The sequence below is a fragment of the Amycolatopsis sp. NPDC098790 genome, assembly GCF_044759945.1.
GTDB lineage: Bacteria > Actinomycetota > Actinomycetes > Mycobacteriales > Pseudonocardiaceae > Amycolatopsis.
The window spans coordinates 358,414-372,799 of record NZ_JBIWAI010000006.1 but is presented as its reverse complement, the minus strand read 5'-3'; the positions used below and the strand labels follow the sequence as shown (position 1 = coordinate 372,799).

The window sequence follows — 14,386 nt, the reverse complement described above, 5'->3', positions numbered from 1 at the left end:
CTGGTCGGTCAGTCGGTGGCGGGCTCGGTGGCGTACGCCCGCATGACCTCGGCGATCGCGTCCGGCGTGGGCCGGCGGCCGCCGGCGATCATGTCGCGGAGGTCCCGGAAGTAGCCGACGTACAGGTCCGGGGTGAAGGTGTTGACCATGACCGCGGGCTCGTCGCCGTGGTTGGCGAAGGTGTGCGGGGCTCCCGGCGGGACCATCACGAGCGTGCCCGCCGTCGCGTGGTGCTCCTGCGTGCCGACGGTGAAGGTGACCCGGCCCGACACGACGTAGAAGCCTTCGTCGTGCTGGGCGTGGCGGTGCTGGGGCGGCCCGTCGGTGTGCGGGGCGACGACGATCTCCGCCATGCCGAGCCGGTGCTCGGTGGTGCTGCCGTCTTCCAGGATCCGCACCACGGTGGTGCCGATGGCGATCGACTCGCCGCCGTCCGGTCCGACGACCACTACGTCCGCCATGCCGAGCTCCTTGATCGAGGTTCTGCAACCAACGTACTTACGAGAGTCAACTCGCGCAAGTACACTCTCACTAGTTTGCCTGTGGCCTGGGAGACAATCGGCCGCACGGACCGGACGGACAGGAGCGGGATGCCGACGACGAGCAAGCGCGAACGGGTCAGCCGCGCGGAGCAGAAGGCGCGGACCCGCGCGGCGATCGTCGACGCGTGCCGCACGCTGATCGCGTCCGGCCGCACGCTGACGATGCCCGAGGTCGCCGAGCTGGCCGGCGTCTCGGAAGCGACCGCGTACCGCCACTTTTCGGAGATCGTGGAGCTGATCAACGCGGCGCTGGTGGGCATGTGGCCGACGCCGGCCGAGGCGCTCGAGCCGGTCGCGGGCAGCACGGACCCGGCGGACCGGCTGGAGTTCGCGACCGAGGTCCTGCTGCGCCGGGTGGTCGCCTACCAGGGGTCGGTGCGCGCGGTCATCTCGGCGACGGTGGTCGACCCGCCGCGCGCGCAGGCCCGGCCGGGCTTCCGGTTCGGGCTCATCGACGAGGCACTGGACCCGGTTCTCCAGGCGGACAGCCCGGCCGCGGCGCGCCGGCTGGCCCAGCTCAAGCAGGACCTCGCGGCGGTCGTCAGCGCGGACGCGTTCTTTTCGCTCACCGACCTGTGCGGGTTGGACGTCGAGGCGGCGATCGCGAGTCTTCAGCGAACGGCGCGCACGTTGGTGACGGCCGCGCTGCCGGAACTCACGGCCGGCTGACTTTGCGGCGAGGAGCCGCCGAGCGCGGCGGCGTCGAGCGCATGTGGTCGCGCACCGGGGCCAGCAACGCCGCCAGATTCACGACGTCCTCCCGCGACAGCGGCTCGAACAGCAACCCGCTCACCACCTCGACGTGCCCCGGCAGCACCGCCGCGAGCCGCTCGCGGCCGGCGTCCGTGATCGTCACAGTGATGCCCCGCTCGTCGTCCGGGGAAGGTGACCGCTCCACCAAACCCGCCTTCTCGAGCAGGCCCGCCTGGTACGTCAAGCCGCTGCGGCTGTAGACGACGCCGTCGGCCAGGTCGGTCATGCGGTGGCTGCCCGTCGGCGAGTCGCCCAGCCGGGCCAGGAGCTGGAACTGCACGTAGCTCAGGTCGCCGGCCTCGCGCAGCTGCTGCTCGACCGCGTGCCGCAGCAGGCTGGTCACCTCGATGAGGTCGAAGTACGCACCCAGCTGGACCGGGTCGAGCGACGGTGGCTTGTCGGACATGCCCGGAGTCTACTGCTTCGAATTCGAAGGGATCACCTCGAAGCGAACCCGGGCAGACTGGCGCCATGTCGTTGACGGAACTCGGCGCCGCCGTCCGCTGGTTGCGCGAGCACACCGAGCCGGCGGGCGACCGGACCGGACGGCGGGTGCGCGGCCTGCGCCGGGAAGAGCTCGCCGAGCTGGCCGGGGTGTCCGCGGACTACATCCGACGGCTGGAGCAGGGCCGCCGGCACCCGTCGGCCGGAGTGGTGACCGCCCTCGCGCGCGCCCTGAAGATCGGCCGCGCGGACTACGAACGGCTCTGCGCCCTCGCCGGGTACGCCCCGGTGGACGGACAGGTACCGCGCGAGGCCGGCGCGGCGGCGATGCGGCTGCTGGAGCGGTTCGGCGACACCCCCGCGTTCCTGACCGACGCCGCGTGGAACGCCATCGCGGTCAACGGCGCCTGGCTGGCGCTCGGCGGCGCGACGGCGTCCGGCGCCCGCGGCTGGAACGTCGCGTGGCGCACGTTCTGCGACCCGCGACGGGAGATCGCCCGGACCGACGAGCACCAGGCCGGGTTCCGGGCCGCGCTCGCCGCCCGGCTGCGGGACACCTCCCTACGTCACCCCACCGACCCGGCCCTCGCCGAGCTGGTCGACGAGCTGCGGACCACCAGCCGCGCGTTCGACACCCTGTGGCGCAGCCCCAAGACCGTCGACGCCTTCGAGAACCGGGCCGTGTTCCGCACTCCGGACGGCGAGGACATCGCGCTCGACGGCAGCCTGCTCGGGGTGCCCGGGGACGACCTGATGGCGGTGGTCCTCACCGCGGCACCGGGCTCGGCCGACGCGGCCCGCCTCGGCGAGGTCGTCCGCGCGTCCGCCGGGCCCGCCGTGCTCAGGGTGGGCCAAACCGGCCCAGGCTGACCGGCCCGGCGACCACGATCCTGGGACCCGAGTGGATCAAGGGTCCCCCCGAGGTGACCGGTCTCACTTGCTTCGAATTCGAAGCAGCAGTACCGTGCTCTGTAGTTGCTTCGAATTCGAAGCTCTTCCCGAAAGCGAGAGTCCGATGAAGGCAGTGCGTTTCCACGACTACGGCGACCCCGAGGTCCTGCGCTACGAGGACGTCGACGTGCCCGTGCCCGCCGCCGGGCAGGTCCGGGTGCGCGTCGCCGCGACGTCGTTCAACTCCGTCGACGGCAACATCCGCGGCGGCTTCATGCGCGGCCCGATCCCGGTCGAGCTGCCGCACACCCCCGGCCTCGACGTCGCCGGCACGGTCGACGCGCTGGGCGACGGCGTCGACGGCTTCGCGGTCGGCGACCGGGTCGTCGGCTTCCTCCCGATGGACAAGCCCGGCGCCGCCGCGGAGTACGTCCTCGCGCCGGCCGACGTCCTGACCGCCGCGCCGAAGGACGTCCCCCTGACCGACGCCGCCGCGTTGCCGCTGGTCGGGCTGACCGCCTACCAGGCGCTGTTCGACCACGGCAAGCTGACCGCCGGCCAGCGCGTGCTGATCAACGGCGCCGGCGGCGCGGTCGGCGGCTACGCCGTCCAGCTGGCCAAGGAAGCCGGTGCCCACGTCATCGCGACGGCCAGCCCGCGCAGCGCCGACGCGGTCAAGGCCGCCGGCGCCGACGAGGTCGTCGACCACACCGCCACCGGGGTGACCGCGGCGGTGACCGAGCCGGTCGACCTCGCGCTCAACCTCGCGCCGGTCGACCCGGCGGAGCTGGCCGCGCTGGTCACCCTGGTCAAGCCGGGCGGTGCCCTGGTGAACACGACGGTGTGGATGCCCGCGCCGTCCGACGAGGACCGCGGCGTGCGCGGGATCGACCTGTTCGTCCGCAGCGACGCCGGGCAGCTGGCGAAGCTGGTGGCGCTGGCCGACGCCGGCGAGCTGCGCGTCGACGTCGCCGAGCGGGTGCCGCTGGCCGAGCTGGCGGCCCTGCACGCCCGCGCCGCCGAGGGCGCGGTGCACGGCAAGGTCGTCGTGGCGGTCTAGTGCGGGTCGGTGCCGTTGAGGGTCGCGACGACCTGGTCGTAGTCGCCGCGGGCCTCGCCGTAGCGGAGGAACTTGACCCGTTCGACCTGGATCTCCCGGGCGTCCGGCCGGGTTTCGAGGAGGGTCATGACCTCGGCGACGAACTCGCCGAGGGGCATGGCGTGCGCGTTCTCGGCCTGGCCGGGCAGGAGGTCGGTCTGCACCGACGGCGGCACCAGCTCGACGACCTTCACCGAGGTGTCCGCCAGCTGCAGCCGCAGTGACTCGCTCAGCATGTGGATGGCGGCCTTCGACGCGTTGTAGCTCGGGGTCACCTTCAGCGGGGTGAACGCCAGGCCCGAGGAGACCGTCACGATGGTGGCGTCCGGCCGGGTCCGCAGGTGCTCGACGAAGGCGGCGATCAGCCGGACCGGGCCGAGCACGTTGGTCGTCACGACCTCCTCGGCGGATTCGAGGAACGTCTCGGGCTGGTGCCAGTCCTCGACGCGCATGACGCCGGCCATGGTCACGAGCACGTTCAGCTCGGGGTAGCGGGCGAGCACCTCCTTCGCCGCCGCCTGGATGCTCGCGGGATCGGTGGTGTCGATCCGGACGGTGCCGATCCCGGGGTGCTCGGCAGCGATCTTCTCCAGCAGCTCGGTGCGGCGCCCGCCGACGACCACGGTGTTGCCCCGGTCCTTGAGGGCGAGCGCGAGGGCCAGGCCGATGCCGCTGGTGGCGCCGGGGATGAAGAGGGTGTTTCCGGTGATGTCCATGCCCCGACTCTCGCCGGGTCCGGCGGGCGGCGGCAGAGAGCCCTCATCGGGGGATCGGCGATCCCTGGTTGCGGCCGCGGCGGGCGCGATACTGGAGGCGTGGACCGAGTGGAACTGGCCGCTTTCCTGAGGCGGCGCCGGGAACAGCTGCGTCCCGAAGACGTCGGCCTGCTGCCGGGCGCGCGCCGCCGGACGGCCGGGCTCCGGCGGGAGGAAGTCGCGGCGCTGGCGGCGATGTCGACCGACTACTACACGCGGCTGGAGCAGCAACGCGGCCCGCAGCCGAGCGAGCAGATGCTGGCCGCGCTGGCCCGCGCGCTGCGCTTGACCGACGACGAGCGCGACTACCTGTTCGAAGTGGCCGGCCGCACGGCCCCCTCCCCCGCGGCGACGGCCGCGCACGTGGCGCCGGCGTTGCTGCGGGTGCTGGACCGGCTGTCGGACACGCCCGCGCTCATCCTGTCCAACCTCGGTGAAGTACTGGTCCGCAACCGCCTCGCCGAAGCGCTCTACGGCGGCAAGGCGGACCACACCGGGTTCGCGCGCAGCGAGATCTACCGGTGGTTCACCGATCCCGACGAGCGCCTGATCTACCCCGAGGACGACCGCGACCGCCAGAGCCGGGCCCTGGTCGCGAACCTGCGCGCCGCGCACGGCTCGATGGGCCCGCGCTCGCGGGCCGGGGAGCTCGTGCGGGCGCTGATCCGCGAGAGCGAGGAATTCGCGCGGCTGTGGGAGCGGCACGAGGTCGCGAAGCGGTTCGAGGACCACAAGGTGCTGGTGCACCCGCAGCTCGGCGAGATCGAGGTGGACTGCCAGGCGCTGTTCACCGAAGACCAGTCGCAGGCGCTGCTCGTGCTGACGGCTCCCCCGCGCACGGAAGCGTTCGAGAAGCTGCAGTTGCTGGCCGTGCTGGGTAACGAGCGGTTCGAGGACGCCGGCCGCACGACCTAGGCGGGGTGCGCTCCACGAGTTTCGCGGAGCGCACCCCTCCTGGTCAGAAGCCCGAGTTGCCGGGTCCCCGGGTGAGCGCGAAGCCGCCGGGGTTGGTCAACCCGCCCGAAGCTGCACCCGTCACGGCCGTGTTCGACACCGAGCCCGACCCCGCCGAGCTGAGGTCGATCCCGTACGTGCCGGCCCCGGTGATCGTCACCTTGTCCAGGCTCAGCTGGGTGATCCTGCGGCCGACGATCGCGGCGCCCGGGTCGAGGCGCTCGTCGGTGACCTGGACGGCCTGCCGGGTCGTGTCGCTGATCGTCAGGTCCTCGACCACGACCGGCGCGCCGATGTCCTTGCTCAGCGCGAAGATCTGCAGGGCGCCGAACGGCTTCTTCCAGTTGGGCTCGTCCCCGCCGGTGCGGATCAAGGTGGTGCGCCGCACCGCCGTGGTCCCGCTGAACGCGACCGGGTTGAACCGGGTGCTCACGGCGACCCCGGACGACGCCGCGACGGTGTCGCTGACGAGGTTGTCCTCGGCGCGGTTGCTCGTGCCGCCGTAGATGCCGATGCCGTTGGCCAGCATGGGCAGCTGCACGGTGTCGGCGGTGAACGCGCTGTTCGTCACGGCGTTGCCTTCGGAGAACATCGCCAGTGCGTCGTCGCCGGTGTTGCGGAGCACGGACTGGTCCACGCGGACGTTGTTCGTGACCCCGCCCCCGGCGTGGACGTTGACGCCGTCGGCGTAGGTGTCGCGGATGCGCAGGCCCACCGCGTACAGCCCGTCGGTGCCGGAATCGGCCCACAGCCCGACCTTCGTGTGCTCGATCCAGAGGTTCTGCAGCAACGATCCGGTGCCGAAGTTCCCTTCCAGCGCGGCGTTCCCGTTCGCGTCGTCGCGGGTGCGGTTGTCGCCGAAGATCGCCAGGTCGGCGATCGTCACGTTCGGTCCGGTGGCGATGAACCCGCCCTTGAGGCCGGTGCCCTGGAGCACCGACGACCACGGTCCGGCGCCGAAGATCTTCACGTTCGACACGGTGATCGGCGCGCTGATCCGGAACGTGCCCGCCGGGACGTAGAGCGGCTTGTTCTGCGCCTGCGCCGCCGCGATGGCGGAGGTGATCGCGTTCGTGGCGTCGGAGCCGTTGTTCGGCACGGCGCCGTACGACGTGATCGACAGCGAGCCGGCGGGCGCGGGTGCGGCGGCGGGCGCCTGCTCGGCGTCGACGAGGTCGACGTCGATGGTCGCCACCGCACCCGAGTCCTTCTGGAGCTTCAGCACGGTGCCGGCCGGGAAGTCCCCGATCGTGGTGCGGACCTCGTCGAAGAACCGGTGCGCCAAGCCCTGCGACGGCGTGTTGGAGAACGGGTAGTCGCCGTAGACCCAGCTGTACTGCGAGGTCAGGGTGAGGTCCTTGACCTTGGTGCCGTTGGCGTAGAGCGCGAGCGGGGCGGTGGTGCCGGTTCCGTCGGCGGAGTCCGGGATCGAGAAGCGCACCACGAGCGCGTTGGCCGGTTTCGTGAGGGTGACGGCGACCGACTGGCCGGTGCCGCTCAGCCGCACCGCGCGGCGGCCGCTGGCTTCCGACGGCACCGTCCGGTAGGTGCGGTCGGCGGCCAATGTGGTGGCACCGCCGGAAAGGCTGCCTGCTTCGGCTTCGTACTCGGTGTACGGGGTGGTCGCGCCCCGGGTGGCGGCCGCCGTCTCGCCGCCGACCGTGACGCTGTCGACGAGCACGTCACCGCCGGTCGCGGCCGTGCTCGCGAGGCCGATCGTGTTGAGGCCCGCGCGCACCGGCACCGAGACCGCGGCGGTGCGCCAGCCGGTGCCCGAGGTCAGCGTGACGCTGCCGGCGTCCTGGCCGTTGGTCTTCACGGCGAGGACCCGGTTCGCGCCACTGCTGTTGGCGAACCGCACGGTCGCCGTCGCGGTCCCGGCCGAGGCCATGACGACGGTCCGGATGACCCGCGCGCCGACGTGGTCGAAGCCCGAGACGTACCCGTTGCCGTTGTACCCCGGAGTCGCGGTGGCAGTCGTCGCGCCGGACGACAGGAACGCGCCTTCGGCCTCCCCGGGGCCGGCCGGGGTGTTCGCCGTCACCGACAAGCTGTCGAGGTTGACGTTCCCGCTGTCGGTCGTGTCGTAGAGGTAGGCGACGGTGTGGGCGCCCGCGGACAGCGTCACCGTCTCGGTCGCGGTGGCCCAGGTGTCCCAAGTGGACGTCAGCGGAAACGGGACTTGGCGCAGTTTGACGCCGTCCACCAGAAGGGAAAGCGTTTGCGCGACGCCGCTTCCGTTGGCGTAGCGCAGAGCGAGGTTCGTCGCGCCCGTCGCGGTCACCGAGAAGGTCGTCTTCGCGGTGCCTCGGTTGGTGTCGGTGTAGCCGCCGACGAACCCGCTTCCGGTGTAGCCGCTGTGGTCGCTCGCCACGACGGCGCCGCCGGTCAGAACAGCGGACTCCGCTTCCAGCGCGCCGGATTCGCTGGTCGAGCCGGTGGTCACGTCGAGGTAGTCGAGGTTGACGTTGCCGTTGTCGGCCGAACCGAAGGAATACGCGATGTGGTGCGTGCCGGACGACAGCGTCGCGGCGGTGGTCGCCTGACCCCAGGTGTCCCAGTTCGCCGTCGCGGGCAGGGAGAGCTGGCGGGTGACGCCGTCGATCGACAACGTCAAGGTGCGCGTCGAACCGGTGCCGTTGGCGTAACCGAGGACCAGCGTGGTCGCACCGCCGGTCGAGGTGACCGTGAAGTCGGTCTTGGCGGCGCCGCGGTTGCCGTCGGTGTACCCGCCGGCGAACCGGCCGCCGCTCGCGCCGGAGTGGTCGCTCTGGGCCACCGCGCCGCCGGACAGCGCGGCCGACTCGGCCTCCAGCCTGATGGTCGCCGGGGCGGCCGGCGGTGCGGTGGCGAAGGACGCGACGACCGCGGTCACCGCCAGGATCGAGAATGCTCTCTTCATCGAGACACTCCACAGGGGACTAGAGGGGACAGGGTCAGCCTTTGACCGCGCCGGTGAGCGCGTCGCCGCGCAGCACCAGGCGCTGGAACACGAGGAACAGGAGCACCGGGATGACCGTGGCGATGGCCAGCGCGGCGAGGAAGACGTCGAGCTCGACGAACGTCTGCAACGCCGGCAGCCGCACCGACAGCGGCTGCACCGCCGGGTCGGGCAGGACCAGCATCGGCCAGAGGAAGTCCTTCCAGGACGCGATGACTGCGAAGACCGACACCACGCCGAGGATCGGCTTCGACATCGGCAGCACGACCGAGACGAAGATGCGCAGCGGCCCGGCGCCGTCCACCCGGGCCGCTTCGAACACCTCGCGCGGCAGGTTCGCGAAGAACCGTTGCACGAGAATGACGTTGAAGGCGTTGGCCCCCGCCGGCAGCCACACCGCCCAGAACGTGTTGATCAGCGACAGGTCGACCATGCTCAGGTAGAGCGGCACGAGCAGCACGACCGACGGCACGAACAGCGTCGCCAGCACGATCGCCGTGACCACCTTGTGGTAGCGCGGTTTCAGGACGGCGACGGCGTACCCGGTGGTGGTGGCGACGAGCAGCTGGACCAGCCAGGCACCGAGCGCCACCCAGACCGTGTTGAGGAAGTACCTGCCGACTTCGACGCGGGTCCACGCGGTGGCGAGGTTGGCGAAGTCGAAGCCGTTCGGCCAGAACGCGAGCGGGTTGCGCAGCGTGTCCTGGGTGGGTGTGACGGCGGACTTCGCCAGCCACAGCAGCGGGCCGAGGCCGGCCGCGAACAACCCGGCCAGCAGAAGTCCTTGCAGGGCGCGGGTCAGCCGCCGGACGCCCGGGCGCCGCCATTCCGTCGGGGCGATCAGTCCGCGGTCGCTCATGACGTGCTCCAGGACCGGGTCAGCCGCAGGAACACGGCGGAGAAGACCGCGAGGGTCCCGGCGAGCAGGACGCTGAGCGCGGTCGCCGCGCCGTAGTCGCCGCCGAGGCTGTCGGCGAAGGCGTAGTTGTAGATGAGCAGCAGGATCGTGGTGGTCGCGTGTGCCGGGCCGCCGCCGGTGAACAGGAACGGCTCGAGGAACACCTGCGTGGTGCCGATGATCTGCAGGATGAACGTCGTCAGCAGCACCCCGCGCAGGTGCGGCAGCGTGACGTGCCAGACCTTGCCGCGGATGCTCGCGCCGTCCAGTTCGGCGGCTTCGTACAGTTCGGGTGGGACGCTGGTGAGCGCGGCGAGGTAGATGATGACCGTGCTGCCGGCCGCGGCCCAGGTCGCCTCGATGACGAGCGAGCCCATCGCGGTCGACGCCGACTGCAGCCACGGCACCGGCCCGATCCCGGCCAGGCCGAGGATCTTGTTGAACAGGCCGTCCGGGCCGGCGTCGTAGAACACCTTCCACAGCAGCACCGCCACGACCGGCGGGATCACCACCGGCAGGTAGGCCAGCGCGCTGAACAGGCCGCGTGCTTTCCGGACCTCGCTCATCAGGACGGCCAGTACCAAGGGAATCGGGTAGCCGATCAGCAGCGCCAGCAGGGCGAACAGGCCGGTGTTGCCGACGGCGGTCCAGAACATCGGGTCGGTGAGCACGGTCCGGTAGTTGTCCAGGCCGACGAACTCCGGCGCGGTGACGAGGTTCGTCCGCTGGAAGCTCATCAGCGCGGACTTGCCGATGGGCAGCCAGGCGAACAGCCCGAAGACGAACAGCGCGGGCAGGAGGAACAGCACCGGGGCGAGGCCGCCCCGGCGCACCCACCGCACCGGCTTCCGCCGAGCGCGTTGCCGGACCGGCGCGGGTGCCTCGATCCGGGGCGGCGCCGCGGTCGTCACGGCCGGTCCAGCAGGGCTTGCGCTTGGGTTTGGGCGTCCGCGAGCAAGGCGTCGACGTCGGCAGCCCGGTCGGTGAGGACCTTCTGCACGACGGTGTCCAAGACGCCGTAGACCTTCTGCGTCGCCCGCGTGGGCTCCGGCAGCAGCGGCTGGTCGAACATCTTGCCGGTGTACGGCGCCATCTGCGGCAGCGGCACGTTGACGTACTGGCCGATCCACCGCAGCCGTTCGTCGTAGGTGGCCTTGTCGAACACCGGCAGCTCGGGCGAGCCGACCGCCTGCTTCGCGTCCGCGTTGGTCTTCGCGTCGGCCTGCGCCGCGGCCTGGTCGGTCAGCTTGCGCAGGTAGTAGAAGTCGATCCACTTCACCGCGGCGGACTGGGTCTTCTTCGACGCCTTGACGTTGACGACGGCGAGGGTGCCGCCGCCGAGCGCGCCGGCGCCCGGGCCGGCGAGCGGCAGCGCGGTCACGCCGTAGTCGGCGGGCTTGATCGCGTTCTGGGCCAGCAGGTCCTTGTAGTTGCCGCCGCCGGAGACGTACATGCCGATCCGGCCGGCGGCGAAGTCCTGGTTGATGCCGTTCCAGTCGTAGAGGAAGTTCGCGCCCATGCTGTTGTCGTCCCAGCGCATCGCGCGCAGGTTCTGCAGCACCTGGCGCAGCTGCGGCGTATCGATGGTGGCGGTGGCTTTGTCGCCGTCCAGCTTTTCGGTGCGGCCGCCGAACGCGTAGTCCTGGGTGACGAGGATCCAGCCGCCGGTGTTGTCCTTGGTCATCTGGGCGTACCCGGCGGCGCCGGTGCGCTGCGCGATCTGCTTCGCGTCGGCGCGCACTTCGTCCCAAGTGGACGGTGGCTTGTCCGGGTCGAGCCCGGCCTGCTTGAACAGCGTGCGGTTGTAGTGCAGGGCTTGGGTGTAGGCCGCGATCGGGATCGCTTCCTGCTTCCCCGAAGCGTCCTGACCGGTCTTCGCGACCTCGGGGTTGAACTTCCCGGCGTAGGGCAGCTGAGCGACGTCCGCGCTGATGTCGGCGATCTGGTGGCGCTCGATCAGGCCGCGCCCGTCGGTGAACGGGACCGTGAGCACGTCCGGCAGCGTGCCGCCGGCCAGCTGCGCGGTGAACTTGGTGGGGTCCCACTTGAATTCCTGGACCTCCAGGTCGATCGTGGGGTTCGCCTGCTCGAACTGCGCGACGCGGGAGGTGAAGGCGTCGACGGCGCTCTTGTCCTGGCCCGGCTCGAGCGCGACCTTGACGACGGTCTTCCCGTCGGCGGTCGTGTCCCCGCCGCTGTCGGTGCCGCAGGCCGCGAGCACGGTGAGGCCGAGCGCGGCGGTGAGGACGGTGGCGGCGGTTTTCGAGGACATCATTGTCCCTCCTTTTCCTGAAGGCGCACCCAAACGGCCGTGTCGGCGGGCAGCGACCGGCCAACGAGCTCACCGCTGCTCAGCAGGACTTCCGCCCGCGGCAGCGGCTGGGGTTCGGCGGAGAAGTTGACCAGGCACGCGAAATCGTCGCCGCGGCGGAAGCCGAGCACGCCCTCCGGCGTGTCCAGCCAGGCGAACTCCTCCCCGGCCAGCGCCGGGGTCGTGCGGCGCAGCTCCAGGGTGGCGCGGTAGAGCGCCAGCATCGACGTCGGCGTCTCTTCCTGGCGCTGCACCGAAAGCTCGCGCCACTCCGGCGGCTGGGGCAGCCACGCCGTCGCTCCCGGGTCGACGCTGAACCCGTGGCTGACGCCGGTTTCCTTCCACGGCAACGGAACGCGGCAGCCGTCCCGGCCGGGGTCGGCACCCCCGGTGCGGTGGAAGACCGGGTCTTGGCGGGCTTCGGCGGGCAGATCGTCCACTTCGGGCAGTCCGAGCTCGTCGCCCTGGTAGATGTAGAGGGAACCCGGCAGCGCGGCGGACAGCAGCGCGGCGGCGCGCGCCCGGCGGTGGCCGAGCGCGAGGTCCGTCGGAACCCCGAAGGTGCGGGCGTGCAGGAACGAGCTGTCCTCGCGGCCGTAGCGGGTGACAGGCCGGGTGACGTCGTGGTTGGACAGCACCCACGTCGGCGCGGCCGCCACCGGCCGGTGGCTGGCGAGGGTTTCCGCGATCGACGCGCGCAGCTGCCGCGCGTCCCACGGGCGGCGCATGAAGTCGAAGTTGAAGGCGCTGTGCATCTCGTCCGGGCGCAGGTAGCGGGCGAACCGCGCCGGGTCGTCCAGCCACACTTCGCCGATCAGCACGCGCTTTTCGGGGTAGGAGTCGGCGACGGCCCGCCAGGAGCGGTAGATCCGGTGCACCTCGTCCCGGTCGACGAACGGGTGCGCGTCCCCGTCGGACAGCTCCGGCAGGGCCGGGTCCTTGACCGGCATGGTCGCGGAGTCGATCCGCACGCCGGCGACGCCGCGGTCGAACCAGAAGCGCAGGACGTCCTCGTGCTCGCGCCGGACGTCGGGGTGGCCCCAGTTGAGGTCGGGCTGCTCCGAGGCGAACAGGTGCAGGTACCACTCCCCCGGCCTGCCGTCCGGTTCGGTCACCCGGGTCCAGGCCGGGCCGCCGAACGTCGACGGCCAGTCGGTCGGCGGCCGCTCGCCGTGCTCGCCCCGGCCTTCGCGGAACCAGAACCGTTGCCGCTGCGGGGATCCCGGCCCGGCGGCCACCGCCTCGGTGAACCACGCGTGCTGGTCCGAAACGTGGTTCGGGACGACGTCCACAATGGTCCGGATGCCGTGCTCGCGCGCTTCGGCGATGAGCGCCTCGGCCTCGGCGAGCGTGCCGAAGGCGGGGTCGATCGCCCGGTAGTCGGCGACGTCGTAGCCGCCGTCGGCCAGCGGCGAGGCGTACCAGGGCGTGAACCACAGCGCGTCGACGCCCAGCGAAGCCAGGTACGGCAGGCGGGACCGGACGCCGGCGAGGTCACCGGTGCCGTCGCCGTCGCCGTCGGCGAAGCTGCGCGGGTAGACCTGGTACACCACGGCGGTGCGCCACCACCGGTCCAGCGCGGTTTCGCGCGGCACGGCCACGGCCGGTGAACTGAGCGTCGTCAACGGTCCCCCTCAACGGGTTTAGCGCTACACCTGATGGCAGGACGGTAATGTGCGCTTGGTACGCTGTCAACACTCGAGCCGGGAAGGACGGTGCGCGTGCGGGTCACACTGCGAGAGGTCGCCGAAGAGGCGGGCGTCAGCATGATGACCGTGTCGAACGTGATGAACGGCAAGGCGGCGCGGGTCTCGGCCGCCACCCGGGAGCGCGTGCACCGGATCGCGGCGGACCTGGGGTACGTGCCCAGCGCGTCGGCCCGCAGCCTCGCGAGCAGCTCGTCGAAGCTGATCGGCCTGCTGGTCCCCGCGGCCGACGAGGACAGCCTGATGATCAGCCCGCACCACATGGCGATCGCCGGGCACGTCGAACGGGCGCTGCGGAAGTCCGGCTACCACCTGCTGCTGCGCGGCATCGCCCGCCTGGAGGAGGTCACCGAGGCCCTGCACTCGTGGAGCCTCGACGGCGCGATCCTGCTCGGGTTCGTCGACGAGCAGATCGACAAGCTGACGAAGGCCACCGCCGGTCCGGTGCCGATGGTCGCGATCGACAGCTACTCCCGCAACCGCCTCACCACCGGGCCGCGTTCGGACGACTTCGTGGGCGCCCGCCTGGCCGCGGCACACCTCCTTTCGTTGGGGCACCGGGAGATCGTGTTCGCCGGGCCGGCGTTCGGCCGGGTGGGCGTGGTCCGCGAACGGTTCGACGGCTTCCGCGCGGCGTTCACCGAGGCGGGGGTTCCGTGGGACCCGGACTTGGTCGAGGTGGTCAACACGACGCACGGCGAAGGGTTTTCGTGCGGTTCGTCGTTGCTCCGCCGGCACCCTTCGGCGACGGCGGTGTTCGCGACGGCGGACATCCTGGCGGTCGGGATCATGGAAGGGCTGGCCGCGGCGGGCGCGGTGGTGCCGCGGGACGTCTCGGTGGTCGGCTTCGACGACCTGGAGTTCAGCGAGTACGTCACGCCGAAGCTGACCACGGTGGCGCAGGACATCGGCCGTAAAGGGGCGACGGCGGTGGCGATGCTGGTGGAGGCGATCGAGCAGCGGACCCGGCCGCGCCGTCCGGTCACCCTGGACGTGAGCCTCACGGTCCGGGACTCCACGGCCCCACCGGCCGGCCGTCGCTGACTTACCTTCGCCGCGGCGGTTGTCAGACACGTGTCTTACCAGTAGCGT

General features: G+C 71.5%; 13 protein-coding genes. 5 read left to right on the top strand and 8 right to left on the bottom strand.

Going from position 1 to position 14,386, the window contains the following annotated elements; translation table 11 throughout:
* Positions 1–8 precede the first annotated feature (8 nt).
* Positions 9–461 (bottom strand): cupin domain-containing protein, encoded by a 453-nt coding sequence (locus ACIQWX_RS38835; RefSeq protein WP_400882073.1) that lies wholly within the window; start codon positions 459–461, stop codon positions 9–11.
* A gap of 129 nt (positions 462–590) precedes the next feature.
* Between ACIQWX_RS38835 and ACIQWX_RS38830 the strand changes: the two genes are divergently transcribed.
* Positions 591–1,211: a TetR/AcrR family transcriptional regulator gene (locus ACIQWX_RS38830; protein WP_400882070.1), complete on the top strand. Its 621-nt coding sequence runs from the start codon at positions 591–593 to the stop codon at positions 1,209–1,211.
* Here ACIQWX_RS38830 and ACIQWX_RS38825 read toward each other — a convergent pair.
* The gene (locus ACIQWX_RS38825; RefSeq protein WP_400882067.1) at positions 1,198–1,701 is read right to left on the bottom strand and encodes a MarR family winged helix-turn-helix transcriptional regulator; all 504 of its coding nucleotides are present in this window, start codon (positions 1,699–1,701) and stop codon (positions 1,198–1,200) included. The genes ACIQWX_RS38830 and ACIQWX_RS38825 overlap by 14 nt on opposite strands.
* A 65-nt stretch (positions 1,702–1,766) precedes the next feature.
* Between ACIQWX_RS38825 and ACIQWX_RS38820 the strand changes: the two genes are divergently transcribed.
* Together ACIQWX_RS38820 and ACIQWX_RS38815 are read left to right on the top strand one after the other, a co-directional pair.
* Complete coding sequence (locus tag ACIQWX_RS38820) at positions 1,767–2,609, top strand: helix-turn-helix domain-containing protein (protein ID WP_400882064.1); 843 nt, start codon at positions 1,767–1,769, stop codon at positions 2,607–2,609.
* A 145-nt stretch (positions 2,610–2,754) separates the two neighbouring features.
* Positions 2,755–3,690 carry an NADP-dependent oxidoreductase gene (locus tag ACIQWX_RS38815; protein WP_400882061.1) on the top strand — a complete coding sequence of 312 codons (936 nt, stop codon included), beginning with the start codon at positions 2,755–2,757 and terminating at the stop codon, positions 3,688–3,690.
* Here the strand turns inward: ACIQWX_RS38815 and ACIQWX_RS38810 are convergent.
* The gene (locus ACIQWX_RS38810) at positions 3,687–4,445 is read right to left on the bottom strand and encodes an SDR family oxidoreductase (RefSeq protein ID WP_400882058.1); all 759 of its coding nucleotides are present in this window, start codon (positions 4,443–4,445) and stop codon (positions 3,687–3,689) included. The two genes, ACIQWX_RS38815 and ACIQWX_RS38810, sit on opposite strands and share 4 nt — an antisense overlap.
* Positions 4,446–4,544: 99 nt before the next feature.
* On the opposite strand from ACIQWX_RS38810, the gene ACIQWX_RS38805 reads away from it, so the two are divergent.
* On the top strand, positions 4,545–5,399 hold the full coding sequence (locus tag ACIQWX_RS38805; RefSeq protein WP_400882055.1) for a helix-turn-helix transcriptional regulator: 855 nt from the start codon (positions 4,545–4,547) through the stop codon (positions 5,397–5,399).
* Between the two features lie 43 nt (positions 5,400–5,442).
* Here ACIQWX_RS38805 and ACIQWX_RS38800 read toward each other — a convergent pair whose 3' ends face one another.
* From ACIQWX_RS38800 to ACIQWX_RS38780, 5 genes are read right to left on the bottom strand one after another with little or no spacing between them, the layout of a single operon-like run.
* Positions 5,443–8,340, bottom strand: a complete 2,898-nt coding sequence (locus ACIQWX_RS38800) for a CBM35 domain-containing protein (RefSeq protein ID WP_400882052.1) — start codon at positions 8,338–8,340, stop codon at positions 5,443–5,445.
* 34 nt (positions 8,341–8,374) lie between these two features.
* Complete coding sequence (locus ACIQWX_RS38795; RefSeq protein ID WP_400882049.1) at positions 8,375–9,238, bottom strand: carbohydrate ABC transporter permease; 864 nt, start codon at positions 9,236–9,238, stop codon at positions 8,375–8,377.
* Positions 9,235–10,188: a carbohydrate ABC transporter permease gene (locus ACIQWX_RS38790; protein ID WP_400882046.1), complete on the bottom strand. Its 954-nt coding sequence runs from the start codon at positions 10,186–10,188 to the stop codon at positions 9,235–9,237. Before ACIQWX_RS38790 ends, ACIQWX_RS38795 begins: the two co-directional genes overlap by 4 nt.
* Positions 10,185–11,549, bottom strand: a complete 1,365-nt coding sequence (locus ACIQWX_RS38785) for an ABC transporter substrate-binding protein (protein ID WP_400882044.1) — start codon at positions 11,547–11,549, stop codon at positions 10,185–10,187. Before ACIQWX_RS38785 ends, ACIQWX_RS38790 begins: the two co-directional genes overlap by 4 nt.
* Entirely contained in the window at positions 11,549–13,213 is a 1,665-nt protein-coding gene (locus ACIQWX_RS38780) for a glycoside hydrolase family 13 protein (protein WP_400882042.1), read from the bottom strand. The genes ACIQWX_RS38785 and ACIQWX_RS38780 overlap by 1 nt, the downstream gene beginning before the upstream one ends.
* A gap of 96 nt (positions 13,214–13,309) precedes the next feature.
* On the opposite strand from ACIQWX_RS38780, the gene ACIQWX_RS38775 reads away from it, so the two are divergent.
* Positions 13,310–14,338, top strand: a complete 1,029-nt coding sequence (locus tag ACIQWX_RS38775) for a LacI family DNA-binding transcriptional regulator (RefSeq protein WP_400882039.1) — start codon at positions 13,310–13,312, stop codon at positions 14,336–14,338.
* The last annotated feature ends 48 nt before the right edge of the window (positions 14,339–14,386 follow it).